Below are 25,748 nucleotides of genomic sequence, written 5' to 3'. Positions count from 1 at the left end.
GCAGGACAGTATCGGGCATCAACGCAACACCTAGTTCTCTAGGCACAGTCTGACGCCTACGCGACTGTGGAATACCGTGGTTAGAGGTCGAGCAAGCCGTCGAGCAGATTCCGTTCGGCCCGTCGCAGGTGCTGATGGAGCGTCGGCGAGGAGATGTCGAGCGTGTCTGCCAGTTGTTCGGCCGTCGTATCCCGCGGCCACTCGTAGTACCCCGCGAGGTAGGCCGCTCTGAGGACCTCCAGTTGCCGGTCGGTCAACTGTTCCTGTAGCGGCGGTTGGTCCGTGACGGTCGTCGGTCGGCGCTCGCGCTCCCGTTTCGAAATGAGGGCGAAGCCGCTGAGTTGGGCCGAGAGCGTCTCCTGTATCGTCCGCGGATCGCCGTCCGTCGGCGCCTCGACGACCAAGGTGAGTCGATTCGGGTCCGCGATAGCGTCGACGAGTCGCGCACCGACGTCTAAGAGCAGCGACTGATACGTGTCCGTCGTTTGGAACTCGACGACGCCACTATCCCCGTCAGACCGGATGACCCGGCCGTCGAGTACCGGCTGGAACTCTAACAGACTCTCGAGAACGTCCGCTGGCGGGGCTCCGTCGACGGTGAGGTACTGGAGTGCCTCCTCGCCGATATCGACGCTTCCGGCCGATTCGAGCCGACAGTCGTGTCGACGAGCCACGACGAGCGGGTACGCGTCCGGGTCTTCGGACTTGAACTCCATCTCGACGATCCGGTCGCGTGTCAGTAACCGTCTGTTCTGGACGGCTGTGAAGGCGAATCCGACTGTCTCGCCCAGAACCGTGAGGGCGTCGAGCGCTCTGGAGCTAAACGCTTCGGCCCGGTTCGCGTAGACGATGAGCGCGGCGTGGACGACGTCGTCGTGCCGGAGGGGGATGACCGCGGCCGAGCGGAAGTCCCGCGCCAGCGCCTCGTCGCGCCAGTCGTCCATCCGCTCGTCGGTCGCCACGTCGTGGATGACCTGTACCTCGCCGGTCCGGATAGCGGTCGTTCCGGGGTCGTTCGTCCGAGTGGCGGGTTCCGCGAGTTTCTGGATGGTGTCGAGGTACCCCTCGTCGTTGCCCGCCGTCGTCTTCCGGGAGAGGGGCCCTCCCGTCCCGTCGCGCTCGCCGATCCACGCGAGTTCGTACAGGTCTGACTCGACCAGTCGGTTACAGACGGTCGTCTCGATTTCGTCCCGGGTCGCCGCCGTCCCGAGCGCTCGGATGACGTCCTGAATGAGGACGTGGACCCGCGTGAGCGTCACCAGTTCGTCGCGCTGTGTTTCGAGTTCTCGCTGGCGGCGTTTTTGTTCGGTGATGTCCTGATGGATGCCGACGGCTCGAATCGGGTCGCCGTCCTCGTCACGTTCGAACACCCGGCCGAGGTCCCGTATCCACTTGTAGTCGCCGTCTTTCGTCCGCAGTCGGTGGTCGCACCGGTAGATGTCCGTCTCGCCCTCGAAGTGTGACTCGATGGCGTCCCAGGCGCGTTCGAGGTCGTCGGGATGGACCAGATCCTCCCAGGTCTCTATCCGCTGATCGAGGTCCGACAGGGAGTACCCGAGCATCCCCACCCAGCGCTCGTCGAAGGAGACGTCGCCGGTCTCGACGTTCCAGTCCCAGACGCCCAGTTCGGCCCCCTCCAACGCGAGTTCGAGGCGTTCGGTCGTTCGCACCAGTTCTCGTTCCCGGTCCCGCTGCTCGGTGACGTCCCGGTAGAGCCAGAGGTTCGCCTCGCCGTCCGGCAGGTCGATAGGGAGGTAACTCCGCTGTACCGTCCGCCCGTCGCTCAGTTCGAGGTCTGTTCGGAGGTCGGTCGAGCGGGCCGCCAGCAACTGCGCTGTCTCGTCGAGGAAGCACTCGGGGTCGGCGAACCGCTGGCTCACGCGCTCGACGGCGACCGAACAGTCCGTGCCGACGAGGTCTTCGGCCGATCCGGGGATGTCGAAGATGTCGACGAGTCGCTGGTTGGCCGTCCGTATCTCGCGGTCGTCGTCCTCGACGAGGATACCCACCGGGAGCGCGTCGAGTAACGTCGACAGGAGCGTGTTCGACTGTTCGAGTTCTTGTTCGTACTCCACCCGGTCCGTGATGTTCTGTGCGACGGTCATGCCCGAGACGACCGCCCCGTCGTCGTCGCGTATCGGTATCACCTGCACGTAGTAGTGGTCGCCCCGATACTCGTCGACGAACGCACTGGTCCGCCCCTCGAAGGCCGCTCCGTACGCCTCTTCGAGGAGTGACGCGTTCTCTGAGGGCAGCACCTCTCGTGGCGTCTTCCCGACGAAATCCGACGGTTCGAAACCGTGTGTTTTCAGGTCTTCGCCGCCCGCTTCCGTGTACCGGAACTCCTCGTCGAACAGGAACACCGTACCGTTCGGGAAGCGGTCGACCAACCCTTCGAACAGTTTCGTGCGTTCCCTGAGTGCTCGCTCGCGTTCACGGCGCTCGGTGACATCCCGGGCGACGCCGTTCAGACCGCGGTACGCGCCGCTGTCGTCTCGGAGCAGCGTGTAGTGGATGGATATCTCACGCTCCGTCCCGTCCTTACATCGGCAGGTGAGGTCGACGCTCGCGTCGTCGGCGTCGCTGGTGAGCAACTGTTCGATGGTCTGCTGGCCGTTCGCCAACTCGCCGGGCGCGAGCGTCTCGGCCGCGTGTGTGCCGGTCAGTTCCGACGGGTCGTAGCCCAGCATCGCTGCGAACGACTCGTTACAGTAGTCGATGACGCCGCGTTCGTCGAGCGTATACAGGCCGTCCTGCGCCTGCTCGGTCAGCATTTCGAGCAGCGACAGTCTGGCCTCCCGACGGGCCGCTGGCGTGACGTCGGTGATCTCGAAGAGTCGGAGCGATCCGGCAGCGTCCGGCAGGTCGTACCCCCGGAACTGGAGGTACCGCTCGCCCCGGGCCGTCTCGGCCCGAACCGTTACCGGGTCCGTCGGGTCCGAACGGAGCCTGTCCGCCACGTCCCCGGTCGCGGTGTCGGACGCGAGCGTCGCCACCGCGTCGTAGACGTTCGCCGTCTCGAAGTCGAGGCCCGGGACGTCTTCGGCGGAGCCGCGCGACCAAACTGGGTCGCCCGCGTCGTCGACCAGTAGCGTCAACTCGCCCTCGTCGGCGCGGTTCGCGACGTCGTCGACCGCCGTCTGGAGTGCGTACGTCGACCGATCCGTCACCGACTCGGTGACGCTGACGACTTTCTCGGCGAGGAAGGCCCCGTGTGTGCTGGGGCCCTTCTCGACCACCGTCGTCGACGAACCCAGCAATGCGTCGTCGACGGCCGCCGGGTCCCGTGCCGAATACAGTATCGCGGGACAGTCGAACGTCTCGACGAGGTGGTCGGCCGCTTCGATACCCACAGGGTCGACGACGAGACACGCCGGTGGTCTCGACGCGCCGACGTCGAGTGCCGCATCGGAACTCCCGACGGCAGCGACGTCGACCTCCGGCCGGTGGTCGGTCATCTCGGTCCGTGTTCGCTCGCGTGACGCGGCGTCGGCATCGACGTACAGAACGGTGCTGCGCTCGGTCTGCTGGCTGTCCGCAGCAACGGTCCGAGGCTGAGAGTGCTCTGTCATGCAGTAGTCCGCGGTCTCGTGTTGGGCGTACCCACCACCTCCCCCAACTATATACTGTCGGTCAGTTTATCTGAATCGATAGTCGAATCGCCCGAGGGCGGCGCGTGCTATCGACACTCGCCGGCGGCCTCGGCGACGCTCGTCAGCGTCAGCCACGTGTTACACCCCGCCCGGAGCGCGACGAGGTCGGTGGCCGTGACAGTACACTCCAGTGTCGCGCCGTCGCGGGTCAGCGTCGCCGTCGTCCGGTCGCCGTCGATGGCACCCAGTTCCGGGCGGAGGCTCCGCTCGACGCGGCGTGCGCGCTCTTCGTCCGGGTAGTCGAACGTGAGAATCGTTCGGTGTGTGTCCGTCACTTGACGTCGACTTCTTTGACGTCGGGCGACCGCTCTTTCAGCAGAACGCGGTGACCACAGTACGGACAGCGGACGCCACCGTACTCGTCGAGTGTTACGTCGCGCTTACAGCGTGAACACTTGTAGCTCATACCAGATATGTGGGGCGTCGAGGCCCTTTATTCCTCGTCTTCGGCCAGCGCGGCGCGGATCGAGCGGCGGACAGTCTTGCCACCGGGCGTCTGGGGCTTGTAGCTCCCGCCGGTGTACTTGTAGTCACAGTAGCTGCACTGCCAGATGCCGGTGCCCTGCCGGTCGACGCGGTCCTCGCCGCAGTTCGGGCAGGCGTGGTCCTCGTTCATCTCCGACTCGATTTCTGCGACGCGGCGGCGGGCGACGCGACCGTAGCGAGCGCCGAATCGACCGGCGCTCCCGGTTCGTCCTCTCTTGTTGGCCATAGTACTCTCTGGTCGGCCCAGCGTCCACATAAGCCCTTCGAGACGGACGTAAACTGAACTGCGTCAGGCACTCACACCCGCGGCGGCCCACCGAGCGGTGGAACCGTAGCCACAGCGACTAACCGTCGCCATGACAAACGGTGCTGGTGCTATGGACGAAGCACTCGAAGTCGTCGAAGTCGTCGCAGACTCCGAACTCGAGGGTGTCGTCACATGGCTACTGCGCCTCGTCGGGCTCGCCGCGCTGCTCGCGGGGCTCGGGCTGTGGCTGTTCACCGAGATGGGGCTGCTCGTGCTCCCGGCGTTGCTCATGTTCGTGGGCGTCGTCCTGCTGGTGGCACCGAGCGTCCTCCTGCTGGCCGCAGAGCTAGCGTAGGGACAGCCACATCCATTACCGTCGACGCCGAACGACCAGCGATGGCAGTGACAGACCGGCTCCGGACCCGCCTCACAGCGGTCGCCCCGGCGACCAGCGGCCGCCTCACGGAAGCCGAGTTTCTGCTGGCCGGGGCGACCGTCGGCGCCCTCGGCTGGGGCGGGACACAGACGCTCGCGTGGCTCGACCCGCCGAACGCCGCCCTCGGCGCCACTGCGCTGTGGGTCGTCCTCGTGGGCGCGTTTTCGGGCACGACGGTCCTGCACGGTCCGGACGCCGTGCGCTTCTCCGACGCGATGTTCGTCTGGGGGGCGGTCAACGGCACGGCGATGGGCCTGACGCTGACCGGTCTCGCGGGACTCGTCCCCGAACCGCTGGCGTTCTGGCACGCGTGGGTCGGCGCCGCCGCGGTGGGGTACTGCTGGACGGCCGGCTTGTTGGAAGGTCCCGGGCACGCCGACCGGGGCCGGGCCTACCTCGTCTCGGGCGTCGTCGCACTGGCCGTCCTCCTCATCGGCAGCGTGCGGTTCTCGCTGGTCGAACCGGTCGCCTTTCTCCTGTTGGGGGTCCTCCACGTCGTCCCACTCGTCTTCGACGCCCGACGGCGGTCGTAGCACTATCGAACCGCGCGCGAAGCGACGGCGTCAGTCCTGTAACTCGGCGTCCCGCAGCGCTTCGTTCAGGTCGTCCCGGACGTGTTCGCCGAGTTCCCGGTCGCCAGCCGTCGTGACGACGCGGTTCTCCTGCACACTGGAGCCGTCCCGAATCAGGACGCGGACGTTGCCGTTGGTGTCGGCCCGCGTCGCCTTCGCCCGGACGCCCGTGGGCGAACTCGACCCGCCGGCGTCGATAGGGCCGGGGATGACCTTCTTGACGTGCGGGTGGCCGGCGACAGTGTGGATGACCCGCTGGCCGGAGCGGCCGCCGATGAGCGTCGAGTGACTCCCGCCCAGCTTCTCGGCCGGCGCGGCGTCGACGACGTCCAGCGCGGGTTCGCCCTGTCGGTCCAGTACCCGCTGGACGGGGTCCTCGCCTTCGACGCGGAAGAACTCGTGGTGCAACTGACCCCGGACCGCGGCGATGACGTCGCGGTCGCCGGTGACGTACACCTCCTCCGGGCGCTTGCGCCGCACTTCGTCGGCGACGAGACCGGCGAAGTTGCGCAACTCGACGACGCTCTTCTCGTCGCTGCCGTCGCCCTCCGGCGTCGTCGTCACCGTCCGTTGGCCGACGACGGACTCGTCGGCGATACAGGAGACGGTCGCCCGGTCGCGGCCGAGTTCGAGGACGACCGCCTCAGTGTTGGCAGTGTGACAGACCAGACAGTAGTCGCCCGGTCGGTCCAGCGGCGTCGCACACTGCCGGCAGTCCATGCGTGGGTGTAGGGGCGCTCGGCCGGATAAGCCAGACGGTTCGCGTTCCCTACGCGTCCGGGTCCGTCTTGCGGAACTCCCGTAAGAGGACCGTCGCGTAACTGCCCTTCGGGAGCGCAAAAGAGAACGTCAGGTCGTCGCCGTCGCGGTCGACGCCGAGGTCCGTCCGGACCATAATCGCTCGACGGGTGCCCTCGCTGTCGAACTCGCCCGGCAGATCGAAATCGCCCGGTTCGAGGCCCACGTCGGCCAGCACGTCGCGCTCTATCTCGCCGGGTTCGCCGTCGGCTAGTTCCGTCTCGGTGCCGACCAGCGGTGCCGTGACGAACGCCCGGCCGCGCTCGCAGTGTCGCTCGACGGTCCGCAGGCGTTGCTCGGTCACGCGCTGGGTGCGGTCGGGGTCCGGGAGTCGCAGTCCCTCGGGAGCGTCACTATCGGCGAAACACACCACGTCGCCCTCGACGGGGCGGTCGAACGGCAGTCCCCGTTCGAGTCGCGCAGAGAGGATGCGGTTGAAGACGTAGGACTGGGCGGCGTTGACGAACAGCGTCTGGAGGTTCGTCGGCAGCGTTTCGACGGCTTCACGGAAGTCTGCGGGCGAGTCGGCACCGTTCTCGACGAGCGTGTGACACATCGACCGCTCGTAGCCCAGCGCCCGCGGCAGGCGGTCCAGCGCACCTTCCCAGTCACGGGTCTCGTCGACGTAGGACCGGGCGGCCTGCGTGGCCTCGGGTTCGCGCTCGTGCGGGTTGCCCACGTAGGCGAGCACCGCCCCCTCCCAGTCCTCGCGGACGATTGCGAGGCCGACCTCGTGGGTGACTGGACGGCGCGACCCGAACCGCTGCTGGCCGAAGTAGTTCGGGACGCCGACGGTCGACTCGCCGTCGGGGAGCGAGTCGGCGTCACTGTCCTCGGGGCCGCCGTCCCGCGGTTCGGTCCCTTCACTGTCCGCGAACGCCCGCAGGTCCGCCAGTACGCTCGCGGCGTTCGCCGCGTTTTCGGTGTCACGCACCACGATGTCGAAGGCGTTGCCCGCGAGGTCACCGAAGAGGACCGGCCGGCCGGCGCGGCCGACGACCTCGATATCCGTCCCGTCCACGTCGGGCACGTCGTCGGCGTCGATGCCCTTCACCGAGAACAACTGCCGGGTGACCGCCCGCTTGTCCTTCGTCCCGGCCCACGAGACGCGCTCGCGGGAGATTCCGAGTCGGTCGGAGAGCGCGCTCGCGAAGTCGTTCGTGTCCCAGTTGTGTAACTCGACGCGGAGGACGAGGTGGGGGTACGCGCCGGTGTCGGCGTCGACGGGCGACGTATCGAACGCCTCCAGTTCGGTGACCCGGAAGTCCTCGGGGCTCGCTCGCAGGTGGCCGCCCACGCCGTCGGCGTCGCTGACGTAGTACTCCATGCCGACCACTCGCTCGATGGGGTGGGCCTCGCGCATTGGTGCCCTGTTCGTCGGGCCGGGTTTAGCGTTGGCGTTCGTCGTCGGTCACGCGTAGGCCTCGAACTCCTCGCCGAAGACGAGGAAGTACGCGACGCCGACGACGCCGACCGCCGTCGCGACGCCGAAGGCCAGTTCCGGGCCCGCTCGGAGTGCGAACTCGGGGAGCGCGAGTGGGCCAACGGCCTCGGGGAGCGAGAGGACCCACTCGCTCCCGTAGAGCCATCCGCCCAGCGCGGCGCTGGGGATGACGAGCGTGTTCCGGACGAGGTAGTACGTCCCGGTGACGCGGCCGCCGGCGTCGCGTTCGGCCGGGCCGACGATGAGCGCCTTGTGTGCGGGCAGGCCCGCAAAGCGGAGGCCCGAGTACGCAAAGAGCAAGAGCAGTATCCACTGGTCCGCCGGCGCGTAGATGAGCACCAGCGGGAAGATAGCATACACCGAAAAGCCAAGCGCGACGGCGGGTTTCAGCCCGGCGTACTCGGCGAGTTTCGAGACGGGGGCCATCGAGAGGATAGCGACGACCATCTCCACGCCGAGGAGGACGCCGAAGAAGGCGTCGGGCCGAAGCGAGAGGCCGAATCCGGAGAACCCGACCGAGAGGAAGTCCGTGACGACGATGACGAAGAAGACGTACACCATGCCGTTGGCAAAACGGACGAGCGTATCGGCGACGAGCAGGGGGCGGAGCGTCTCCGGCATCCCCCGAAGGTCGTCGAGGACCTGCGCTACCCCCTCGAAGGATTTGCCTAACGTGTCCTCGCTAGCGTCGTAGAGGACGTGCTGGGCCACCGTCGCCACCGCACCACAGGCGATCGCGACGAGCAAGACGAGTTGGAAGCCGCCGACGAACGTCGCCGAGACGGCGAGTAAGCCCGCCGCCAGCAACGGACCGATGAGAAAACCCAGTCGTCGGAACACCTCGGTGCTGGCAAAGCCCATCGCCAGTCGGGCCGGCGGGACGCTCTGCTTGACGATCGCGAACGTCGCGCCGAGGCCGAACGACTTCCACGCTTGGGCCAGAAACAGGCCGACGAAGACGAACGCCCACGCGGGGACGGTCACCGGACCGACAGCGACGGTGCCGACGACAGCGGCGAGGTACCAGACGCCGAACCCGAGCGTCGCCAACACGGCGAAGGCCGTGAGCGCGAACCGGGAGCCGAGGCGGTCCGAGACGGCCCCGCCGGGGTAGGGGTAGACGGCGCTGATGAGGTTGCCGACGCTGCCGTAGAGACCGATGACGCCCGCGCTCGCGCCGAGGAGCCGCATGTACTCGGGGACGTAGCGACTGGTCATCTGAAAGGCGAGCGAGAACGCAAGCATCGACAGCGAGAGGACGAGGACGTCCCGTTCCAGCGCGAAGAACTGCCGGAACGCGTCGAGCAGGTCGACGTCCTCGTCGGCGTGGTCCGTAGCCATCGACTGGGGGCAGACGCGGGTCGCACTTATAGCCACGAATCCCGGCGTGGTAGTGACTATATATCTCCCTGTAGAGATGCAGAGCAGAGCGGTGCAGTGGGTTAGCAACGGCATAACGAGGGTCGTCGGTCGCTCACCATCGGACGAGGGGTACCGTGACAGAACCCGAATCAGAACACAGACGCGACGACATGGGGGAGCGCGTCGAGCGGTGGCGCGAAAGCGACGTAGTGATTACCGAGTTCAGCGGCCGTACCGTGGCCTACTGTCCCGACGCCGAAGAGGCGTGGATATGCGGGTGGGTCGAGGTGCCGCGATAGGCGCCGCTCGCCACCGGAGCCGAAAACGCAGAGAGAACGCCTGAGGCGGTCAGACCGCCGACTCGTAGTCGTCGAAGCGGTCGATCTCGACGCCGTCCTCGGTGATCTCCGCGAGGACGATACCGTTCCCAGAGCCAGTGTCACGCTCTGCAGCCGCCTGCACGGCGCGGATAGCCAGTGCGCGAGCGTCTTCGAGACTCATCTCGGGGTCGTACTCGCCCTCGATGGTCCCCGTCGCGACCATGGTGCCCGAGCCGGTGACGGTGTAGTCGTCCTGCAGGACGCCGCCGGCCGGGTCGACGCTGTAGACGTGGCTGCCCTCCTCGTCGACCCCGCCGATGATGGGGTTGATGGCGAAGAACGGGCCGCCGCGGGCGAAGTTACCCGCGAGCGTCGCCAGCGCGTGGATGGAGAGCGGTTCGTCGCGGCGGACCTCGAAGAGGTTCGCCTCCGAGCGCAGCGAGCGGATGAACGACTGCGCACCGCCGACGCTGCCGACCAGCGTCATGGCGGCCGTCGGGTGGATCTGCTCTACCTTCTGAACCGACTTGTTCGAGACGAACCGGCCGCCCAGCGAGGCGCGGCGGTCCGTCGCGATGAGGACGCCTTCCTCGGTGCTGATACCGACGGTGGTCGTCCCCGTTTTGGTGACCGTCTCCTCGTCGCGGCCGCCGTCGTCGTTCGGCAGCGTGCCGACCTCGGGTTCGTAGGCGTCGGTGAGGCGCTCCTCAGGGTCGTACATCATTCGTCACCTCCGAGTTCGAACTCCTCGATACGACCGGCGATGTCGTCCTCGGCGAGTTTGGTGAACTGCTCGCTCTCGACGTCGACGGTGGCGATGTCGACACCGGTGGCGTCGAGGCCGTCGTCGTTGACCGACGCGAGGGCCTGTAGCGCCAGTTCGACGCCGCTTTCGAGGTCCATCTCGTCGGCGTACTCGTCTTCGAGGAACGTCTGGAGTTCCTCGCGAGATCCGCCGATAGCGACGGCCTGCCACTCGTAGGGCGTCCCCGAGGGGTCCGTCTCGAACAGGCGCGGTTCGCCGTCCTCGATGCCGCCGACCAGCAGGGCGACACCGAACGGGCGTGCGCCGCCGGTCTGGGTGTACTGCTGGATGTAGTCGGTGACCTCCTTGGTCAACGACTCGACGCTCGCCGGTTCGTCGTAGCGGAGGCGGTTGACCTGTGCCTGCCGCCGGGCGACGTCGATGAGCTGGCGGGCGTCGGCGACGTGGCCGGCGCTCGCGACGCCGACGTGGTCGTCGATCTCGTGAATCTTCTCGATGCTGTCGCGCTCGATGAGCGGGGAGCGGGCGTGGCGGTCGGCCGCCAGCACGACGCCGTCGGCTGTGCGGACGCCGACACTCGCGGTCCCTCGCTTGACTGCCTCACGAGCGTACTCGACCTGATAGAGGCGCCCGTCCGGCGAGAAGATGGTTATCCCGCGGTCGTACGCCTGTTGTTCGTTTCCTTGCATTGTGTGTGCTCTGTTGTTCACCTGAGGTTAGGGCTTCTAGTATATAACGACATCGTCGGTGTCGTCTCCGCTGCCCTCAGTACAGCGAGAGGTCGCCAGTGACCCGGTCCACCGACTCGTCCTCGGCCGGCCCCACCGCGAGGGCGGTGACCGTGCCGGGGTCCAGTTGCGTGTGGCCGGCGTCCCTGACGATGGCATGCGGCAGGCCCTCGCGCTCGGCGACGTCGGCGAGTTCGAACAGTTCGGACTCGCTCGTCGCCTTCAGGACCACCTTCTTCTGTCCCTCGCCTTTCCAGGCGTTGCGGGCCGTCCGACCGGCGTCCTCGTAGGCCGACAGCGAGGCGTGGGCGACCTGCGCGGCGAGTTTGCCCTCGCCCATACCGATATCGGCCCGGGCGACGATGGCCTGCTTCATGTCCCACACGTAGCGACCCTGACTTAAACCCCCGTCGGAGCACCCGTGCGGTTGCACATACCACAGGGCACTTACCGTATGGGTGTGCACTCCCCGGGGATGCCCTCCACCGTCACGACGTTCGTCGCACGACCGGGCGCGTTCTTCGAGCGGCGAGCGGACCGACTCAGCGGCTTTCGTGGGGTCGGCCTCGCGGCCGCGCTCGCGCTCCTGTTGACCACCGTTCTCGGCGTCGCGCTTCGCCTGTTCAGCCAGCAGTTCACCGGGACGACCACCGTCGACAACCCGGCCTATCCCGGCGACGTGTTCTGTGAGGACGGCGTCGGAGGGATGACCCCGAGTGGCTGTGACGAACCAGCCACGATTACCGTCGAGATCAGCTCGCTGCTCTGGCAGGAGATAGCCGACAGGCTCCCGTGGCTGTTCGTCGGCCTCCTGTTCGTCTGGTTCGGCCTCGCCGTTGCGCTCCACGTCGGCGCGTGGCTGGGCAGCGGCACCGGCCGGTTCGGCGAGAGCATGGAAGTCGCCGCGTGGGGTCTCGTACCGACGGTAGTCGTCACGGGCGTGGCCGGTGCCGCGCTGGTCTACTTCGCCGCGCAGGCCGACCTCGCCGGTTCGACCCCGGAGACGCTCCTCTCGGAAGTCAGAACGCTCCAGTCGGGCGTCTCCGGGTTGACGTTCCTCCTGATTCAGATCGCGGGGGCGGCCTGGCAGGCGTACGTCTGGGCCGCCGGCCTGCGCGTCGCCCACGAACTCAGCCGTCGGGCGGCAGTGGTCGTCGCCGTGGTAGTGGCGACCGTTCCAGTGGTGCTCTCGTAGGGCGACGGCGATTACTCGACTCGCGCGTCGGCCTCGGTGAGCGTCTCGTCGCCGTGGCGGACGCTGACCTCGAACCGGGTGCCTGCAGGGATCGATTCGAAGTCCATCGTCACGGCGAACGTCCCGTCGTCCCCTACCGTCGCCGTCCGCTGGTGCAGGAAGGGCGTACTCGACCCGGAGCTCCGCGCGCGGACCGTGACGTTCGTGCCGGGTTCGAGGTCGGTCGTCCCGCGAATCGTCTGGTCCGTGGCGCTCCGGACGGTGAGGGTCTCACCGTCGTAGTCGAGTCGCGTGCCGGCGACCGACGCGTCGTCACCGTCGGCCGCCGTCGCCCCCGGCACGTACACGACCTGTGCCGTCCGGTTCGTCAGTTCCTCGCCGTCGTGGCGGACGCTGACGGTCGCCGTCGCGTTCTCGGGGACGCCCGAGAGGTCGGCCGGCACGGCGAACGTGCCGTTGTCCCGAACCGTCGTCTGTTGCTGATAGATGAACGGGCTGTCGCCGCTATCGCTCTTGATGCGAACGGTCACCGTGGCCCCGGCGGCGACGTCCGTCGCGCCTTCGATCGACTCGTTCGACCGCGTTTCGAGGACGAGCGAGTCGTTCACCGGATAGACGACGGTGCCGTTCACGTCCGTGGGTGCCGTCTCGTCGGTGGCCGGCGCGTCGGCGGGTCCGTTCGTCTGTCCGGAGAGCGCCGGCAGTACGAACAGGCCGCCGACGAGGACGGCACTGACGGCGACGGCGCTGACGATAGCGGTTCGCCGGGTGGTCATACGCACGCCTCCCGGGGGGTCGGTCTGTCGATGGATCTGTGCGACGCCTCGCGAGTGGAGGGTGGGCGGCTAGCTGGCATGCACGCGACGCTACGTCCGGGGTTGAAAAACCCTCGACGGATGCTAAAAGCAGCGTTGAACAGCCCCGGCGACCGACCGCGCTGGTGGCTTCGAGACGGGACGCTTTAGGTATCCCGCGCCGGTACGTCGGGTAATGATACTCTCCGACGCGGACATCGAGCGCCGACTCCGCGAGGGCGACCTCGTCGTCGAACCGCTCGACGACCCCGACATCCAGATTCAGCCAGCCAGCGTCGACCTCCGACTCGGTCAGGAGTTTCTGGAGTTCCAGCACGCCAACATCCCGTGTATCCACCCCAACGCCGAGGCCGAGGTGGCCGACTACGTCGACGAGACCGAGATCGCGGAGGACGGCGAATACATCCTCCATCCCGGCGACTTCGTCCTCGGGACGACCCACGAACGCGTCGAGATTCCCGACGACCTCATCGCCCACGTCGAGGGCCGGTCCTCGCTGGGCCGGCTGGCTATCGTCGTCCACGCGACGGCGGGCCTCTGTGATCCCGGCTACAAGGGCCAGATAACCCTCGAACTGTCGAATCTCGGCACCGCCCCGGTCGCGCTCACCCCGGGCATGCGAATCTCTCAGCTCACCTTCACGGAACTCAAGACGCCCGCCGAGCGCCCGTACGGGTCCGACCGCGGCTCGAAGTATCAAGACCAGACCGGGCCACAGGCGAGCAAGATACAGGGGGACAGGGAGTTCGGAGGCGACCAATGAGGACCGACCCCTACGGCGTCGTGTCCGCGTCTCGGCTGCGAGCGAGTGAGTTCGGAGGCGACCAATGAGGACCGACCCCTACGGCGTCGTGTCCGCACCTCGGCTGCGAGCGAGTGAGTTCGGAGGCGACCAGTAGGATGCGCTTCGTCGAGGAGATCGTCGTCGAGGAGTTTCTCCCGACGTTCCGGTCGATGCTGGCCGAGTCCCTCCGGGACCGGGACCTCACGCAGTCCGAGGTGGCGGACCTGCTGGGCATCAGCCAGAGCGCCGTCTCGAAGTACGTCCACGGCGACGTCGAGCGCAACGACGCGCTGCTCTCTCACCGAGGGTTGAACGAACTCGTCGAGCGACTGGCCGAGGGGCTTGCCGACGGCGACATGAGTCCCGTGCAGGCGCTCGTCGAGGCGGAAGTGTTCATTCGCGAACTCGAACAGGGCGGCCTGCTCGCGTCGCTTCACGAAGACGCGGTGCCCGAACTGGCCGAGTACGGCGGCGAGTTCAGCGTCCACGACCCGGACTCGAAACTCCGGGCCGCAGAGCGGACGCTGTCGACGGTCCGGCAGGGCCTCCGAGTGCTAGAGAACACCAGCGGCTTCGCGACGCTCATCCCCGCCGTCGGGTCGAACCTCGTACAAGCGCTGCCCGACGGCGACGCCATCGAGGACGTGGCCGCCGTCCCCGGCCGGGTTCTGGACGTGAAGGGGCGGGCGACCATCCCCGCCGAACCGGAGTTCGGTGTGAGCGAACACGTCGCCACGGTACTGCTAGCGGCGCGTGCCGCCGGGAGCGACGCTCGCGCGGCGCTGAACGTCCGCTACGACGACGCTGTCGTGGCGGCGCTGGAGGAGGCCGGCCACACCACCGTCGAGTTCGACGCCGAGGAGGCCCTCGAACCGGCAATCGCCGGGGCACTGGCAGAGAGCCCCGACGCGGACGTCATCTATCAGACCGGCGGGATGGGTATCGAACCGGTCGTCTATCTGCTCGGCGACGACGCCGTGACCGTCGCCGAGCGGGCGAGAGACCTGCTGTGAGCGACCCCCGGGCCGTCTACGCGCGCTGGGCAGCGCTGTACGATCGACTGGCTTCCCTCCCGGTCGTCCGGTCGTGGCGGGCCCGCGCGGTCGACGCGCTCGACCTCTCGGCGGGCGAGACGGTCGTCGAGATGGGGTGTGGCACCGGCGCGAACGTGCCGGCACTCCGCCGCCGCGTGGGCCCAGCGGGCCGCGTCGTGGGCGTGGACCTGACACCAGAGATGCTCCGACGGGCACGCGGTCACGCCGACCGGACGGGCAACGGCGTCTCCTACCTGCTCGGCGATGCCGCGCGCCCGCCCGTCGACGACGTCGACGCGGTACTCGCGACGTTCGTCGCCGGCATCTTCTCGGATCCCGCCGCGGCCGTCGACGCGTGGTGTGACTGCGCCGCTCCCGGCGGCCGGGTCGCGCTGTTGAACTTCCAGCGAAGCGCCAACCCGCTCGCAACGCCGGTAAACGTCGCCTTCGAAGGGTTCGTCCGCCTCTCGGCACCCGGGGCGCGCCTCTCGCGGCGCTCGCACGCCGACGCCTTCGAACGGCGGGTCGCGACGGCCCGGGACCGACTGACCGAACGGACCGTCGACCGGCGCTACGAGACGTTCGCGGGCGGGTATCTGGGACTCGTCTCCGGGCGGGTCGAGTGAACGGCTGACGCGCGGCATCTCGCCGGGCTCTCGCCGTGACTCACTGTCCGGCTTTCGCGTCGAGGAGCGCACTCGCCTCCGCCCGACCAGCCTCGAACAGGTCTTCGATGAACGTCGGCGACCGGTCGAACCGGGAGGAGTACGAGAGTTCCTCGTCGAGACGGAGTTGCTCGACGACGACGCGTTTGTAGCGGTCGTCGTCCAACGCGCCCTCGTCCAGCCACTCGTTGACGCGCTCGACGAACGCGAGTTCCTGTCGAAGCGAGCGGTTCCCCGAGAGCTCCGACCGGCGGTCCGCGATAGCGGCGAGTGACGTCGGAACGTCCTCGCGTCCCGCGGCGGTTACCCGGAGGACCCAGATTTCGTCGGGTTTCTCTTCGGCGGCCTCGACGTCAGAGAGGAAGTTCTTGACCGGCGGGTTCTGGGCGAACATGCCGTCCCAGTGGGGCCGCCCGTCGACCTCGACGGCCTCGAACAGGCTCGGGACCGCGGCCGACGCGAGCAGGGCGTCGGCGGTCACGTCGCCGCCACTGAAGACGCTGAACTCGCCCGTCGTGACGTCGACGGCGCTTACGAGCAAGCGAGGGCTCTCGCCGTCAGCGAGTGACGGCACCCGTTCGAAGTCGACGACCCGCTCTATCGACCGACGGAGGTCACGCTGGGCGAGGTCCGTCGCGGGGGTGGCGTACGGACTCGTCTCCGGCATCGGGACGCCGCTCTCGTCGAGCGCGACCGCCCATCGGGCCGCGCTGTTTATCGCCCAGTCGACGGGTGTCGACGCCGCGATGTCGGCCCACAGCGTATCGAGCAGTTCGGCGGCCCGGTCCGGACCCTCGTCGACGTAGCCGAACCACGCGGTCGTCGCAGACAGTGCACCGCCCGACGTGCCACTGAATCCGAGTATCTCGTAGCCGTCGGGGAGATCGGTAAGCAGTCGTTGGAGGGCCCCGGCACAGAACGCACTGTGTGCCCCACCCCCTTGACAGGCCAGTGCGACCGTCGTCACGTCGTCTGTCTCTTCGGTCATCTCAGTCGGTCAGTGACGCGCTCGGTACGTAAAACGGTAGGATGAATGACAGGGTCGGGCGGCGGGAAGTTCCCTACCGGTAGCGCTCGGCGTGGCGCGGACAGAAGTCGGGCGCGCGTAGTTGGGCCTCGACGACGCCGGGTTGCCGGTGTGGGTTGTGCAGGCGACAGGACGCCTCGTCACAGAACGCCTCGCCCGTCTCGAGGTAGTGATACGCCTGCAGGACGTACCCCTTCAGGGCATCGGTCGTCCGGGGGTCGTCCTCGACCAGAAAGTCGCCCTCGACTTCGTTTTCCAGTACCTCGCGTGGCGGCGAGTCGCCGGTGAGCAACGCGTGTTTCTGCTGTTCCTTGTAGTACTGTTCGGGTTTCGCGGGAGCCTCGTACAGCCCCGGTACCGAGACGATAGCCGGGTGGCCGAGAACGTTCACCCGCTTGTGCCAGCGTCCGTCGTGGTCGCCCCACGTCCCGACCACCCGGTCCAGCAGGACGACGTGGAGGTGGTCGAGAGACCGGGCGGCATCGGGGAGCCGTCGATGTAACAGCCGCTGGAGTTCGAGTCCGTCGTAGATGACGCCGCCGGCCCGTTCCGGGTTCTCGATGGCACGTTCCTCGTAGCGGACGATACCGAGCATCGTGTTGCCCGTCTCCCGGTCGTACGGGTCCAGTACGCGTCCGTCCGCCAGCTCTTCGGGGAGGTCGTCGTCGGCGTACTGTGAGAGGAACCGGTCGCGAACGTCCACCTCGGCGTCGACGCGGCCGGCGACCCAGTCGGCGATAGCGTCGGCGTCGGCCGCAGCCGTCGGAGCGCGATAGAGTGTGACCTGTTCGACCATATTACCTCGTGGTACTGTCGAGTAATACAGGTTGTGGACCGGGCGGAAACACGTTCGGGTCCGGGGGGCCGAGACGTCGGCGGCAGTCGAGGGTGCCCGAGCCACCGTCTCACGTCGACTCGGGGTCGGTCATCGGCAACGCCACCGCTTTACCGGCACCGGACACCGTTCCCTCGGCTTCGAGGGCGTCGAGGAACTCCGGGACAGTCCAATTGTGCTCGCCATCAGTACAGGGATAGACGCCGACGACGTCGTCGCCGTCGTACAGGCTGGCGAGCAGCATCGGCGTCGTCAGGACCTCTTTGCTCCTGCCGACCAGCAGCGACGCCGTCCGCGTTTCGAACGGCGGCCGGAGGCTCACACCGTTGTCGGCCGCCCACGCTTCGAACTCCTCGATGGTCCCCAGCAACTCGCTGTGTCGGTTCCGGTCCGAGATCACGATCTCGTCTGGCCACGTCGCCACCGAGAAGTCGGCCAGCGTTCCCGCGGCCCGAAGACTACTCAACCGGTCGATGACAGTTACCCGCGGTCCGCACACGGGCCGTCGCGTCCAGAGGTCGACCGTGAGGCGGTTCGTCCCACCCGTGTCGGGTGCCGTTTCGTTCAGCTGTTTCAATTCGGTTGGCATTGAGAGGTAATTACTAACACACTTGGTGCAAATACTACATAATGGTTCTTGTTGGCGAAATACTACCGTATATGATCAATAGCGAGCCATGATATTCACATACAGCCATCGAAGCGGCATTATTCTGCCTGTATAGCCAATCCCTTTTAATGGATAGTTTTATACATCGATGTTCAGAAGTGTACATCACCATGGGCAGACAGTTCGACGTCGGCGAGCAGTTCCGGTTCATCGGACGGACGTTCGAGGAGTACACACGGATGTTCGGACTGGCGCCGACGGCGCTCGCCGGAACGACGATTCTCGACTGCCCCGGCGGACCGGGGTCGTTCACGGCTATCGCGGCACAGCGTGCCGACCGGACCCTCGCCGTCGATCCGATGTACGGACGGCCGGTCGGGGAGTTAGCGACGGTGTGTGCCGACGCCGTCGAACGGACGGTGGCCCAGTTACACGAGAAGCGCGACCTGTTCGTCTGGGACGAGTACGGCGACGTGGCGACCCGTGGACGGTACCTGCGCGCCGCCGCCCAGCGGTTCCTCGCCGACTACGCGCGCCACCCCGGTCGCTACGTCAGGGCGGCCCTGCCCCGCCTCCCGTTCGCGACGGACAGCGTGGACCGCGTACTCTCGGGGAGTCTCCTGTTCCTCTACGACGACCGACTGAGCGAGCGGTTTCACGTCGAAGCGCTACTGGAACTGGCCCGCATCGCCCGCGAGGACGTTCGGGTGTTCCCGTTGCATTCGCTGGACGGGGAGCGTTCCGAGTCCCTGTCTCCAGTCGTCGACACGCTCCGAGACGCCGGCCTCTCGGTCCGTCTCGAACCCGTCGACTACGAGTTCCAACCGGGCGCGACGGAGATGTTGGTCGTCGGAGACACCGACGGCTACGGCGGGAGTGAACGAAAACGGGAGAACGCCCGGACGGGCGTTCCGAGAGAAGCCCGTTAGTCGTCGGCGGTGGCGGCGTCGCGGCTAGTGACGTCGACGGGTTCGGCGTCGACGTCGAGTTCGTCGAGTGCGACCTGTGCGGCACGCTTGCCGGAGACGAGCATGGCACCGAACGTCGGACCCATGCGCGGGAGGCCGTAGGTGGTCGCGGTGGCCATGCCGGTGACGACGAGGCCGTCGTGGGCCAGACCGGTGTGTTCGACGACGGCGTCCTCGCTCTCGCCGACCCACATCGAGTCGTGACCCGGCGAGTCGTGGCCGGGGGCGCCGTAGGTGTCGTCGCTGGTCTGGTCCATCCCCGAGTTCGACTTCGCGTCCTCGATGCCCGGCGCGTTCAGCACGCCACGCTCGTCGAGTTTCTTGATCGCCATCGCGTCGTGGCCCGTCGCGTCGATGACGAGGTCCGCCTCGACGGCGATGGGGTCGACACACGTGATCTCGCGCGGCAGGGCGTGGACCGGCGTCCAGTTCATCACGATGCCGCCGACGCGGTGGTCCTCCCGGATGACGATGTCCGTAAACTCGGTCATGTTCTGCATCTTCGCGCCCGCGTCGCAGGCGGCCTTGATGAGGCCGGAACAGGCTTCCGGCCCGTTGGCGATGTACAGCCCCTCGCTGTCCTGTGAGCGCTTGTAGTCCACGTCGAGTTCGTCGAGGACGTTCTGAGCGGGGTCACGCACCGTGACCTTGTTCATCAGGAAGCCGCCGAGCCAGAACCCGCCGCCCAGATAGTTGTTCTTCTCGACGACCATCGTCTGGACCCCGCGCTCTGAGAGTTCCTTCGCGGCCATCAGCCCGGAGGGACCGCCACCGACGATGATGACGTCCGAGTCCGAGAAGTCCATGAACTCCTCGGTCCACTCCTGCCCGATGGCCCGTGTCACTTCCGCCTCGCCGACGTCGCTGAACTTGTCGAAATCGCTCATACCACCTAGTGATATCTTGCTGTGGTAAATAGGTGTTGTGGTGTGGGCAGTGCCGTGGCTCGGGAGACACAGACGGACAGAAATTGGGCGACTAGGCGCCGCTCGGGCCGGCGTTCAGACCCACGCGTGCAGACCGGCCGCGGTGAGCACGTCCTCCCCGCCGTCGGGTTGGCAGACGGCCCAGCGCGACCGGTCGGCGTCGGCGGGGAACAGGTGTTCGGGGACGATGGGCATCGGCACCGGGGCGTACCCGCCGCGACGCATCGCCGTCGGCCCGGGGAACCGCTCGACGACTTCGCCACCGGCAGTCACCTCGAACCGGCCGTCGTCGGCCCGGCGGTAGGCGTACTGGAAGGCGTGCCGTCCCGCGTCACCGAGGGCGTCGACGTGTTCGAAGACGGCGACGACCTCGGTGCCGACGCTCAGTTCCAGTCGCGGCCGTCCCTCGTCGACTCGGACTTCACGCCACTGGAGGTCCGCCGCCGGTGCGCGGGCACAGGCGTAGCTCCCGTCCGACAGCGGCACGCGGTCGGGGCCCTTGTAGAAGTGTCTGCCGTCGGGCTCGTCGACGGCCACGCACGCCGGGTCGCCAAGCACCGTCGCGACGACCTGCGTGAGCGTCGTTCCGGTCGCCGCCGTCGAGGGGACGACGAACAGGCAGTCACGGCCCTCCCGAAGCGCGTCGGCGAAACGCGGGACGAGTCCGGACGGCCCCACGTCGGCCTCGGTGAGCGGTTCGATGGCGACGGGGCGCGGGATCTCCGCGTCGACGAGGCCGACCGCGGCGTCCTCGGGTTCGGCCAGCGCTGGCGGTCCCCGCAGGTCCTCACGCACCGTCACGTCGTAACCGGCCCGTTCGCACAGCGAGACGCCGTGGTCACGGACCGAGGGATACACGGGCATCGTTCGGAGAGAGGGGCCGAACCGGCAAGAAGTCACCCCCCAAGGCTACAGGTTCAGCGCTGCCGTGTCCTCGTCGTCGGCGTACCGGTCGCGGCCGTCCCAGTCGGCGATGCTCGACCGAGTCTCCCAGACGGCGGTTTCGAGGTGAGTCTGTGCGATGTGGGAGTCGTCTCGGAACGCGTGCCGAGCGGCGTCTTCGGCCAGCAGTTCGAGGTCGCTGGCCGCGTAGCCCTCGGTGGGTTCGACGACGGCGTCCCAGTCGACGTCCTCGGCCACCGGTCGGGTCCGGAGGTGGACGTCGATAATCTCGCGGCGGGCCTCGGCGTCCGGCGGCGGCACCTCCACTCGCTCGTCGAACCGACCGGAGCGGCGCAACGCCCCGTCGACGTCCTCGACGAAGTTCGTCGCGCCGACGACCACCACGTCGTCGGCCGCAGCGCCCTCCAGTTCGGTCAGCAGTTGATTGACGAGTTGCTGCTCGCTCGTGTTCATCGACCCCCGCCGGGAACTGGCGATGCCGTCTATCTCGTCGATGAACAGGACGCAGGGCGCGTTCGCCCGCGCGATGTCGAACAGTTGGGCGACGTTGCGGGCCGGTTCGCCCATCCACTTGCTCGTCACGTCGGCCGGCGACACCTCGACGAACGAGTGACCGAGTTCGCCCGCGAGCGCCCCGGCGAGGTGGGTCTTGCCACACCCCGGCGGGCCATAGAGCAACAGCCCAGAGAGCACGTCGATGTCGTACTCGGCGTAGGCGTCGCTGTTCTCGATGGGGTCTAGCACCGTCTCTTCGAGACGCGCCTTCAGATCGGCCATCCCACCGACCGCCGAGAAGTCCCGGTCCGGGTCCGGGTCGACCAGATTCGTCGCCTGCAGGTCGACGCCGTCGGGTTGGACGACGCCGCCCTCGGCCACGTCCGCCGGGTCGACCCAGTCGGGGATGCTCGTCTCGGCCTCGGCGGCGGCCGACGCCAGATGGGGCGTCCCGATGGGTTCGTCGGCGCGGAGCGCCGCCCGAGCGGCGTTCTCCGCGAGCAGTTCGAGGTCGCTGGCCGCGTAGCCGGCCGTCTCCTCGACCACCGAGTCGAGGGCGAGATCCTCGGCGATAGGGCGGCCGGCGAGGTGGAGACGGAGTATCTCGCGGCGGGCCTCGGCGTCCGGCGGCGGCACCTCCACTCGCTCGTCGAACCGACCCGAGCGCCGGATAGCGCCGTCGACGTCCTCGACGAGGTTCGTCGCGCCGACGACCACCACGTCGTCGGCCGCGATGCCCTCCAGTTCGGTCAGCAGTTGGTTGACGAGTTGCTGCTCGCTGGCGTTCATGTCGCTGTCGCCGCCGCGAGAGCCGGCGATACCGTCTATTTCGTCGATGAAGAGGATGCAGGGGGCGTTCGCTCTGGCGACGGTGAACAGTTCCTCGACGTTCTTTGCGGGTTCGCCCATGTACTTGCTCGTTACGTCGGCCGGCGATACCTCCACGAACGAGTGGCCGACTTCGCCGGCCAGCGCACCGGCGACGTGCGTCTTCCCGCATCCCGGCGGTCCGTGTAAGAGGACGCCGTTGACGACGCCGATGCCGTACTCCTCGAACGTCTCCGGGTCTTCGAGCGGACGGACGACCTTGTGGTTGAGCGTCGAGAGCAGGTCGCTCATCCCCCCTACGTCCGCGAAACTCCGGTCGGGATTCGGGTCGACCAGTCTCTCGGCGGACATATCCACGCCGTCGGGTTGGACGACGCCGTCGTCGTCTGAGCCCTCGCGGGTCACCGTCGGCGCACCGCCGGCCCCCGACGGCCGGGGCGGTGTGTCGGTCCCATCGGTCTCGTCCGGGTCGTCCTCCTCGCTCGTCCCGATTCGCTCGCGGATGTTCCGTTCGAGGCGGTCCGGGTCGACTTCGTAGCCGTAGGTCGCGAGGCGGCGAGGTCGTTCGCTGACGAACGCCGCGAGCCACCCGTGCGTTCGCATCTCCCGCTCTGGCGCATCTGGGTCGCGGAACGTCACCATCGCGGCGTCCTCGGAGTGAGGGGAGTGAAACTCCGCCAGCCAGAACGGGAGATACACGCGCTCGACGTCAGTCACGCCCTCGAACCCGGCGGGGTCGAAGTCGCCGGGCAACCCGTAGGACTCCCGGAGCTTCCGCAAGAAGACGTTCGCGGTGCCACCACACTGTTGGCGGTACTCCTCGACGCGGCGGGGAAGCAGCGACTCGGCGTCGCCGGTCGGCACCTGAAACCGGAAGAGGACGGATCGACCGAGGCCCGGGTCGTCGAGGCCGAAATCGTAGTCGTTGGTCGCCCGACGCACCGGACTGTCCGTCCCGTCGGCGTACCGGGCCAGCGCGTCGTCGTTGTCCGCCCAGAGCCCGTCGAGCAGTGCCGTCGCCGCCTGTCGCTCGGTCCCGAACAGTTTGCCCTCCCCGGTCTCGTAGGCATAGGAGACGCGGAAGACTGGGTAGAACACGCGGTGGAGGCGGGCCAACTGCTCGTCGTCGCCGAACTTCGTCAGCGTTCGCTCTGCGAGCGTCTCCCGAACCGTCTCGGCGTCCGGGAGGCGCCGGTCCGCATAGATGTACGGTCGCAGTCCCATCGTCACTCACCGTCGCGTATCGCCCGCTCGGCCGCCGAGAGCGCCTCGTCGGCGTCGAACGCCTCGATAGCGTCTCGCTGTGCCTCGGGGTCGTCGGCCAGTTCGCGCGCGTGGGCTGTCACGTTCGGAATCGCCCGGACGATGTTGTCGATGATGGGGACCGTCGCGACCTGCGCCGACCGGCTGAGCGGGTTGAGGTCGACGACGAGTTCCGTCTTGCCCATCTCGCCCAGCGCCTCCGCCCGGTCGCCGTCTTCGAGGGGGACCAGCACCACGTCGGCGTCGCCGATGCCGTCGGCGTCGACCTTCGCACGTTCGTGGTCGAGGCCCGGGATGCGGCCGTCGGCTTCGAGTCCCAGCACCGCCTCGGCGCCGTGTTCGCGGAGGTACTCCGCGATGGCGTGAATCCGCTCTTCCGTGCGGTTGAACAGGTTCACTTCGAGGTCAGCGCCGGTCGCCTCGGCCAGTTCGACGAGTTCGCCGGGGACGAGGGCGGCGGCGTTGCCGTTCACCGAGACGACGGCGTGGTCGGCCTGCAGGATGTAGGCGGCCGCCGCTCGCTCGGCCCGATCAGCGCTCTCGATGGTCCGTTCGCCCAGCAGATAGTCGTAGGCCTCGCCGCGGCCCTGCGCGATGAGTCCCTGTCTGGAGGTGATTCCGCGGTCCACGCCCGCCTCGATGCGGTGGCGCGTCAGCAACGACTCGTAGCGGGGATGGCTCTCGGGTACCTCGACCTCGTCGCTCATATATTCCACTCCGACGCCGACCGTCGAAAAGTCGTCGGTCGCGGGCCGCTACGACGGCCCGTTCTCGACGGTCGCGCCCGGTGGGTACACCTCACAGACGCTCGCGTCGTAGCCCGCGTCGGTCAGCCCCGTGCCGAACGAGAAGACCGTCTCGCCCAGCATCGCCATCGCCGCGTCGCCGCCGGCCTCGGTCACGTCCCGGATGACTGCCTGTACCGCCTCGGTCAGCAACTCGGCTTCACGGGAGAACTGCCGTGACGCGCGAGTGACGGTGTCGAGCGTCGGGTCTTCGACGACCATCGAGAGCGCTCGTTCGCCGGCCCGGGTCAGCGTCTCGGTGTCGCCGCCGACCACGTCGGCCGTCGACAGTTCGCCCAACGTGTGGTACTCTACGCGGGCGCGTGCGGGAATCGCGTCGACGTCGTTGTGCTGTGGCCCGCCGGGTTCGAGTCGAAGCGGCACCCCGCCACGGGCCTGCCCGACGACGTCGCCCAGTCCGGTCCCGGCCTGCACTTCGGCGCCGTGGGCGATCGTCACCAGTTCGTTGTACGAGAGGTGGCGGTCGAAGGCGGCGTTGGCCGCCAGCGCCGTCCCCAGCGCCATCGCGCCGGAGACCCCGAACCCGGCACCGAGCGGAAGAGGCGTCTCGGCGGTGACGCGTGCCGAGGCGCGGAGCGCCGCCAGTACTCGCTCGACAGCGTCCATCTCGACGCGCTCGCCGTCGAGTTCGACGGTCGTCTCGGCGGCCGGTTCGACTGTCACCGAGACGCCGTCGGAGAGTGCGATCCCGCCACCCCGAGACCCCGTCTTCGTCGGATCGTCCGCCCGGTCGACCGTGAAAAATCCGGTCACGTGGCCCGGGACGAACGCCCGTGCGTCGTCGCTCATTGCCCACTCATCGGGGACCAGCCCGCTTAACGGTTGGCGGTTCGACTCGTCGTCGGCCAGAATAGTCATCCAGCCAACACTCGGTTCCCCGACCCCTACCTTGATGTGCGTTTACCTGAGACCACCGTGTAAACAATGCCAACGATTAGCGCTCGGCTTCCCAGCGAGGAGAAGGCCGAACTCGACGACGTGGCAGAGTTGCTCTCCGAGGACCGCTCGACGACGATCCGCAAGGCGCTTCGCGAGGGACTGGAGACGCTGCGCATCCGCGTGGCCGTCGAGCAGTACCAATCGGGCGACATCTCGGCGGCGGAGGCCGCCCAGATCGCGGACCTCTCCATCGCCGAGTGGCTAGACGTGGCCCGCGAGCGCAATCTGACCACGCAACTGCAACTGTCGGACCTCGAACTCGACGCCGACACCGCCGCGGAGCTATGACCCGTATCTACCTCGGCCCGACCGCCGTCTACAGCCTCGGACAGGTGGGCGAACTGTCGCTGTTGGAGGCGTTCGACGGCGACGTGGTCATCCCCGACCCAGTCGTCGAGGCGGTGCCGGTCGAACCGACCGCCACCAACCTCTCGGAGTTTCTGGCGGGGGGCGACGTGGAGACGACCGTCGACGAGGGCCAGATAGAGCGGGCCCGTTCGGTGCTTGGCGAGAAGGACATCGGTGCTGCCGTCACCGTTCTGGCCGGCGTCCTCGCACACCGCGACCAGTCCGACCGCTCGGCCGTCGCAGTCGTCTCCGAGGACCGCACCGTCCGCCGGACCGCACAGGGACTCGGCGCCGAGGTGACGAGCAGTTTCGGCGTCGTCGTCCGCGCGGCCATCGAGGACAAGTATCTCAGTCCGACACAGGCAAAACGCATCGTCCGGCGCATCGACCAGCACGGGATGCACCTCACGGGCGAGTTGCGAGAGCGGGCGGTCGGCGAGGTGGCAGAGTAGTGCCGCGACCGGCGGAACCGCCCACCCCCGCGCAGTCGGGCGA

At 67.8% G+C, this 25,748-nt stretch carries 29 protein-coding genes; 10 read left to right on the top strand and 19 right to left on the bottom strand.

Annotated elements, in window-relative coordinates; genetic code table 11:
- Nucleotides 1-80: 80 nt before the first annotated feature.
- The 4 genes from IEY28_RS00290 to IEY28_RS00275 form a co-directional block, all read right to left on the bottom strand.
- Nucleotides 81-3,572 (bottom strand): PAS domain S-box protein, encoded by a 3,492-nt coding sequence (locus tag IEY28_RS00290; protein WP_188993468.1) that lies wholly within the window; start codon nt 3,570-3,572, stop codon nt 81-83.
- 107 nt (nt 3,573-3,679) lie between these two features.
- Nucleotides 3,680-3,928, bottom strand: coding sequence for a KEOPS complex subunit Pcc1 (locus IEY28_RS00285; RefSeq protein ID WP_188993466.1), 249 nt, complete (start codon nt 3,926-3,928; stop codon nt 3,680-3,682).
- Nucleotides 3,925-4,059, bottom strand: a complete 135-nt coding sequence (locus IEY28_RS00280; RefSeq protein ID WP_188993464.1) for a DNA-directed RNA polymerase subunit P — start codon at nt 4,057-4,059, stop codon at nt 3,925-3,927. Before IEY28_RS00280 ends, IEY28_RS00285 begins: the two co-directional genes overlap by 4 nt.
- A 27-nt stretch (nt 4,060-4,086) precedes the next feature.
- Complete coding sequence (locus IEY28_RS00275; protein ID WP_166968496.1) at nt 4,087-4,365, bottom strand: 50S ribosomal protein L37ae; 279 nt, start codon at nt 4,363-4,365, stop codon at nt 4,087-4,089.
- Nucleotides 4,366-4,516: 151 nt separating this feature from the next.
- Between IEY28_RS00275 and IEY28_RS00270 the strand changes: the two genes are divergently transcribed.
- Both IEY28_RS00270 and IEY28_RS00265 read left to right on the top strand, forming a co-directional pair.
- Nucleotides 4,517-4,741, top strand: coding sequence for a hypothetical protein (locus tag IEY28_RS00270; protein ID WP_188993460.1), 225 nt, complete (start codon nt 4,517-4,519; stop codon nt 4,739-4,741).
- Nucleotides 4,742-4,782: 41 nt separating this feature from the next.
- A complete protein-coding gene (locus IEY28_RS00265; protein ID WP_188993458.1) occupies nt 4,783-5,355 on the top strand; it encodes a hypothetical protein in 573 nt (190 codons plus the stop codon).
- Between the two features lie 30 nt (nt 5,356-5,385).
- On the opposite strand, the gene IEY28_RS00260 is transcribed toward IEY28_RS00265, so the two are convergent.
- From IEY28_RS00260 to IEY28_RS00250, 3 genes are read right to left on the bottom strand one after another with little or no spacing between them, the layout of a single operon-like run.
- Nucleotides 5,386-6,114, bottom strand: coding sequence for a DUF2103 domain-containing protein (locus tag IEY28_RS00260; RefSeq protein ID WP_188993456.1), 729 nt, complete (start codon nt 6,112-6,114; stop codon nt 5,386-5,388).
- Between the two features lie 49 nt (nt 6,115-6,163).
- A complete protein-coding gene (truD, locus tag IEY28_RS00255) occupies nt 6,164-7,555 on the bottom strand; it encodes a tRNA pseudouridine(13) synthase TruD (protein ID WP_188993454.1) in 1,392 nt (463 codons plus the stop codon).
- 48 nt (nt 7,556-7,603) lie between these two features.
- Nucleotides 7,604-8,977: an MFS transporter gene (locus tag IEY28_RS00250; protein WP_188993452.1), complete on the bottom strand. Its 1,374-nt coding sequence runs from the start codon at nt 8,975-8,977 to the stop codon at nt 7,604-7,606.
- A 155-nt stretch (nt 8,978-9,132) separates the two neighbouring features.
- On the opposite strand from IEY28_RS00250, the gene IEY28_RS00245 reads away from it, so the two are divergent.
- A complete protein-coding gene (locus IEY28_RS00245) occupies nt 9,133-9,297 on the top strand; it encodes a hypothetical protein (protein ID WP_188993450.1) in 165 nt (54 codons plus the stop codon).
- Nucleotides 9,298-9,346: 49 nt separating this feature from the next.
- Here the strand turns inward: IEY28_RS00245 and psmB are convergent, their stop codons facing one another.
- The 3 genes from psmB to pth2 form a co-directional block, all read right to left on the bottom strand.
- Complete coding sequence (gene psmB, locus IEY28_RS00240) at nt 9,347-10,039, bottom strand: archaeal proteasome endopeptidase complex subunit beta (protein ID WP_188995645.1); 693 nt, start codon at nt 10,037-10,039, stop codon at nt 9,347-9,349.
- Nucleotides 10,039-10,773 carry an archaeal proteasome endopeptidase complex subunit alpha gene (gene psmA / locus IEY28_RS00235; RefSeq protein WP_166968490.1) on the bottom strand — a complete coding sequence of 245 codons (735 nt, stop codon included), beginning with the start codon at nt 10,771-10,773 and terminating at the stop codon, nt 10,039-10,041. The genes psmB and psmA overlap by 1 nt, the downstream gene beginning before the upstream one ends.
- Before the next feature lie 76 nt (nt 10,774-10,849).
- Nucleotides 10,850-11,188, bottom strand: coding sequence for a peptidyl-tRNA hydrolase Pth2 (gene pth2 / locus IEY28_RS00230; RefSeq protein ID WP_166968489.1), 339 nt, complete (start codon nt 11,186-11,188; stop codon nt 10,850-10,852).
- Nucleotides 11,189-11,266: 78 nt separating this feature from the next.
- On the opposite strand from pth2, the gene IEY28_RS00225 reads away from it, so the two are divergent.
- Nucleotides 11,267-12,007, top strand: a complete 741-nt coding sequence (locus IEY28_RS00225; RefSeq protein WP_188993449.1) for a Yip1 family protein — start codon at nt 11,267-11,269, stop codon at nt 12,005-12,007.
- An 11-nt stretch (nt 12,008-12,018) separates the two neighbouring features.
- On the opposite strand, the gene IEY28_RS00220 is transcribed toward IEY28_RS00225, so the two are convergent.
- Nucleotides 12,019-12,783, bottom strand: coding sequence for a BGTF surface domain-containing protein (locus tag IEY28_RS00220; protein WP_188993447.1), 765 nt, complete (start codon nt 12,781-12,783; stop codon nt 12,019-12,021).
- A gap of 214 nt (nt 12,784-12,997) precedes the next feature.
- Between IEY28_RS00220 and dcd the strand changes: the two genes are divergently transcribed.
- The 3 genes from dcd (at nt 12,998) to IEY28_RS00205 (ending at nt 15,266) form a co-directional block, all read left to right on the top strand.
- Entirely contained in the window at nt 12,998-13,585 is a 588-nt protein-coding gene (dcd, locus tag IEY28_RS00215) for a dCTP deaminase (protein WP_166968486.1), read from the top strand.
- Between the two features lie 137 nt (nt 13,586-13,722).
- Nucleotides 13,723-14,619: a thiamine-phosphate synthase family protein gene (locus IEY28_RS00210; RefSeq protein ID WP_188993445.1), complete on the top strand. Its 897-nt coding sequence runs from the start codon at nt 13,723-13,725 to the stop codon at nt 14,617-14,619.
- Nucleotides 14,616-15,266 carry a class I SAM-dependent methyltransferase gene (locus IEY28_RS00205; RefSeq protein WP_188993443.1) on the top strand — a complete coding sequence of 217 codons (651 nt, stop codon included), beginning with the start codon at nt 14,616-14,618 and terminating at the stop codon, nt 15,264-15,266. The genes IEY28_RS00210 and IEY28_RS00205 overlap by 4 nt, the downstream gene beginning before the upstream one ends.
- A 40-nt stretch (nt 15,267-15,306) precedes the next feature.
- Here IEY28_RS00205 and IEY28_RS00200 read toward each other — a convergent pair whose 3' ends face one another.
- From IEY28_RS00200 to IEY28_RS00190, 3 genes are all read right to left on the bottom strand, one after another.
- On the bottom strand, nt 15,307-16,293 hold the full coding sequence (locus IEY28_RS00200) for a patatin-like phospholipase family protein (protein ID WP_188993441.1): 987 nt from the start codon (nt 16,291-16,293) through the stop codon (nt 15,307-15,309).
- Between the two features lie 73 nt (nt 16,294-16,366).
- Nucleotides 16,367-17,128 carry a DUF7001 family protein gene (locus IEY28_RS00195; RefSeq protein WP_188993439.1) on the bottom strand — a complete coding sequence of 254 codons (762 nt, stop codon included), beginning with the start codon at nt 17,126-17,128 and terminating at the stop codon, nt 16,367-16,369.
- Between the two features lie 109 nt (nt 17,129-17,237).
- On the bottom strand, nt 17,238-17,756 hold the full coding sequence (locus IEY28_RS00190) for an HTH domain-containing protein (RefSeq protein ID WP_188993437.1): 519 nt from the start codon (nt 17,754-17,756) through the stop codon (nt 17,238-17,240).
- A gap of 191 nt (nt 17,757-17,947) precedes the next feature.
- Between IEY28_RS00190 and IEY28_RS00185 the strand changes: the two genes are divergently transcribed.
- A complete protein-coding gene (locus IEY28_RS00185) occupies nt 17,948-18,706 on the top strand; it encodes a class I SAM-dependent methyltransferase (protein WP_188993435.1) in 759 nt (252 codons plus the stop codon).
- Here the strand turns inward: IEY28_RS00185 and IEY28_RS00180 are convergent.
- From IEY28_RS00180 to IEY28_RS00160, 5 genes are all read right to left on the bottom strand, one after another.
- A complete protein-coding gene (locus IEY28_RS00180) occupies nt 18,703-19,632 on the bottom strand; it encodes a sulfide-dependent adenosine diphosphate thiazole synthase (protein WP_166968481.1) in 930 nt (309 codons plus the stop codon). The two genes, IEY28_RS00185 and IEY28_RS00180, sit on opposite strands and share 4 nt — an antisense overlap.
- Nucleotides 19,633-19,746: 114 nt before the next feature.
- Nucleotides 19,747-20,535, bottom strand: coding sequence for a hypothetical protein (locus tag IEY28_RS00175; RefSeq protein ID WP_188993432.1), 789 nt, complete (start codon nt 20,533-20,535; stop codon nt 19,747-19,749).
- 45 nt (nt 20,536-20,580) lie between these two features.
- Complete coding sequence (locus tag IEY28_RS00170) at nt 20,581-23,121, bottom strand: AAA family ATPase (protein ID WP_188993430.1); 2,541 nt, start codon at nt 23,119-23,121, stop codon at nt 20,581-20,583.
- Between the two features lie 2 nt (nt 23,122-23,123).
- Nucleotides 23,124-23,867 carry a 4-phosphopantoate--beta-alanine ligase gene (locus IEY28_RS00165; protein ID WP_188993428.1) on the bottom strand — a complete coding sequence of 248 codons (744 nt, stop codon included), beginning with the start codon at nt 23,865-23,867 and terminating at the stop codon, nt 23,124-23,126.
- Nucleotides 23,868-23,915: 48 nt separating this feature from the next.
- Complete coding sequence (locus IEY28_RS00160; RefSeq protein WP_188993426.1) at nt 23,916-24,755, bottom strand: pantoate kinase; 840 nt, start codon at nt 24,753-24,755, stop codon at nt 23,916-23,918.
- A gap of 135 nt (nt 24,756-24,890) precedes the next feature.
- Here IEY28_RS00160 and IEY28_RS00155 point away from each other — a divergent pair, with 135 nt between their 5' ends.
- The gene (locus IEY28_RS00155; RefSeq protein WP_166968469.1) at nt 24,891-25,193 is read left to right on the top strand and encodes a UPF0175 family protein; all 303 of its coding nucleotides are present in this window, start codon (nt 24,891-24,893) and stop codon (nt 25,191-25,193) included.
- On the top strand, nt 25,190-25,705 hold the full coding sequence (locus tag IEY28_RS00150; protein ID WP_188993424.1) for a PIN domain-containing protein: 516 nt from the start codon (nt 25,190-25,192) through the stop codon (nt 25,703-25,705). The genes IEY28_RS00155 and IEY28_RS00150 overlap by 4 nt, the downstream gene beginning before the upstream one ends.
- The last annotated feature ends 43 nt before the right edge of the window (nt 25,706-25,748 follow it).

Origin of the sequence: Haloarcula pellucida (assembly GCF_014647235.1) — an archaeon.
In the GTDB taxonomy this organism is placed as follows: domain Archaea; phylum Halobacteriota; class Halobacteria; order Halobacteriales; family Haloarculaceae; genus Haloarcula; species Haloarcula pellucida.
Note: the sequence above shows the minus strand (reverse complement) of the source record. Positions and strands in the feature narration are given on the sequence as shown.

Bases quoted from the DNA above. Each gene is read 5' to 3' on its own strand.
- IEY28_RS00225 (WP_188993449.1), top strand. From the start codon at position 11,267: ATGGGTGTGCACTCCCCGGGGATGCCCTCCACCGTCACGACGTTCGTC.
- IEY28_RS00185 (WP_188993435.1), top strand. From the start codon at position 17,948: ATGGGCAGACAGTTCGACGTCGGCGAGCAGTTCCGGTTCATCGGACGG.
- psmA (WP_166968490.1), bottom strand. From the start codon at position 10,773: ATGCAAGGAAACGAACAACAGGCGTACGACCGCGGGATAACCATCTTC.
- IEY28_RS00180 (WP_166968481.1), bottom strand. From the start codon at position 19,632: ATGAGCGATTTCGACAAGTTCAGCGACGTCGGCGAGGCGGAAGTGACA.
- IEY28_RS00265 (WP_188993458.1), top strand. From the start codon at position 4,783: ATGGCAGTGACAGACCGGCTCCGGACCCGCCTCACAGCGGTCGCCCCG.
- IEY28_RS00260 (WP_188993456.1), bottom strand. From the start codon at position 6,114: ATGGACTGCCGGCAGTGTGCGACGCCGCTGGACCGACCGGGCGACTAC.
- IEY28_RS00175 (WP_188993432.1), bottom strand. From the start codon at position 20,535: ATGCCCGTGTATCCCTCGGTCCGTGACCACGGCGTCTCGCTGTGCGAA.
- IEY28_RS00190 (WP_188993437.1), bottom strand. From the start codon at position 17,756: ATGCCAACCGAATTGAAACAGCTGAACGAAACGGCACCCGACACGGGT.
- IEY28_RS00195 (WP_188993439.1), bottom strand. From the start codon at position 17,128: ATGGTCGAACAGGTCACACTCTATCGCGCTCCGACGGCTGCGGCCGAC.
- IEY28_RS00150 (WP_188993424.1), top strand. From the start codon at position 25,190: ATGACCCGTATCTACCTCGGCCCGACCGCCGTCTACAGCCTCGGACAG.
- IEY28_RS00270 (WP_188993460.1), top strand. From the start codon at position 4,517: ATGGACGAAGCACTCGAAGTCGTCGAAGTCGTCGCAGACTCCGAACTC.
- IEY28_RS00220 (WP_188993447.1), bottom strand. From the start codon at position 12,783: ATGACCACCCGGCGAACCGCTATCGTCAGCGCCGTCGCCGTCAGTGCC.
- IEY28_RS00155 (WP_166968469.1), top strand. From the start codon at position 24,891: ATGCCAACGATTAGCGCTCGGCTTCCCAGCGAGGAGAAGGCCGAACTC.
- IEY28_RS00290 (WP_188993468.1), bottom strand. From the start codon at position 3,572: ATGACAGAGCACTCTCAGCCTCGGACCGTTGCTGCGGACAGCCAGCAG.
- IEY28_RS00275 (WP_166968496.1), bottom strand. From the start codon at position 4,365: ATGGCCAACAAGAGAGGACGAACCGGGAGCGCCGGTCGATTCGGCGCT.
- IEY28_RS00200 (WP_188993441.1), bottom strand. From the start codon at position 16,293: ATGACCGAAGAGACAGACGACGTGACGACGGTCGCACTGGCCTGTCAA.
- pth2 (WP_166968489.1), bottom strand. From the start codon at position 11,188: ATGAAGCAGGCCATCGTCGCCCGGGCCGATATCGGTATGGGCGAGGGC.
- psmB (WP_188995645.1), bottom strand. From the start codon at position 10,039: ATGTACGACCCTGAGGAGCGCCTCACCGACGCCTACGAACCCGAGGTC.
- IEY28_RS00280 (WP_188993464.1), bottom strand. From the start codon at position 4,059: ATGAGCTACAAGTGTTCACGCTGTAAGCGCGACGTAACACTCGACGAG.
- IEY28_RS00210 (WP_188993445.1), top strand. From the start codon at position 13,723: ATGCGCTTCGTCGAGGAGATCGTCGTCGAGGAGTTTCTCCCGACGTTC.
- truD (WP_188993454.1), bottom strand. From the start codon at position 7,555: ATGCGCGAGGCCCACCCCATCGAGCGAGTGGTCGGCATGGAGTACTAC.
- IEY28_RS00165 (WP_188993428.1), bottom strand. From the start codon at position 23,867: ATGAGCGACGAGGTCGAGGTACCCGAGAGCCATCCCCGCTACGAGTCG.
- IEY28_RS00160 (WP_188993426.1), bottom strand. From the start codon at position 24,755: ATGAGCGACGACGCACGGGCGTTCGTCCCGGGCCACGTGACCGGATTT.
- IEY28_RS00170 (WP_188993430.1), bottom strand. From the start codon at position 23,121: ATGGGACTGCGACCGTACATCTATGCGGACCGGCGCCTCCCGGACGCC.
- dcd (WP_166968486.1), top strand. From the start codon at position 12,998: ATGATACTCTCCGACGCGGACATCGAGCGCCGACTCCGCGAGGGCGAC.
- IEY28_RS00250 (WP_188993452.1), bottom strand. From the start codon at position 8,977: ATGGCTACGGACCACGCCGACGAGGACGTCGACCTGCTCGACGCGTTC.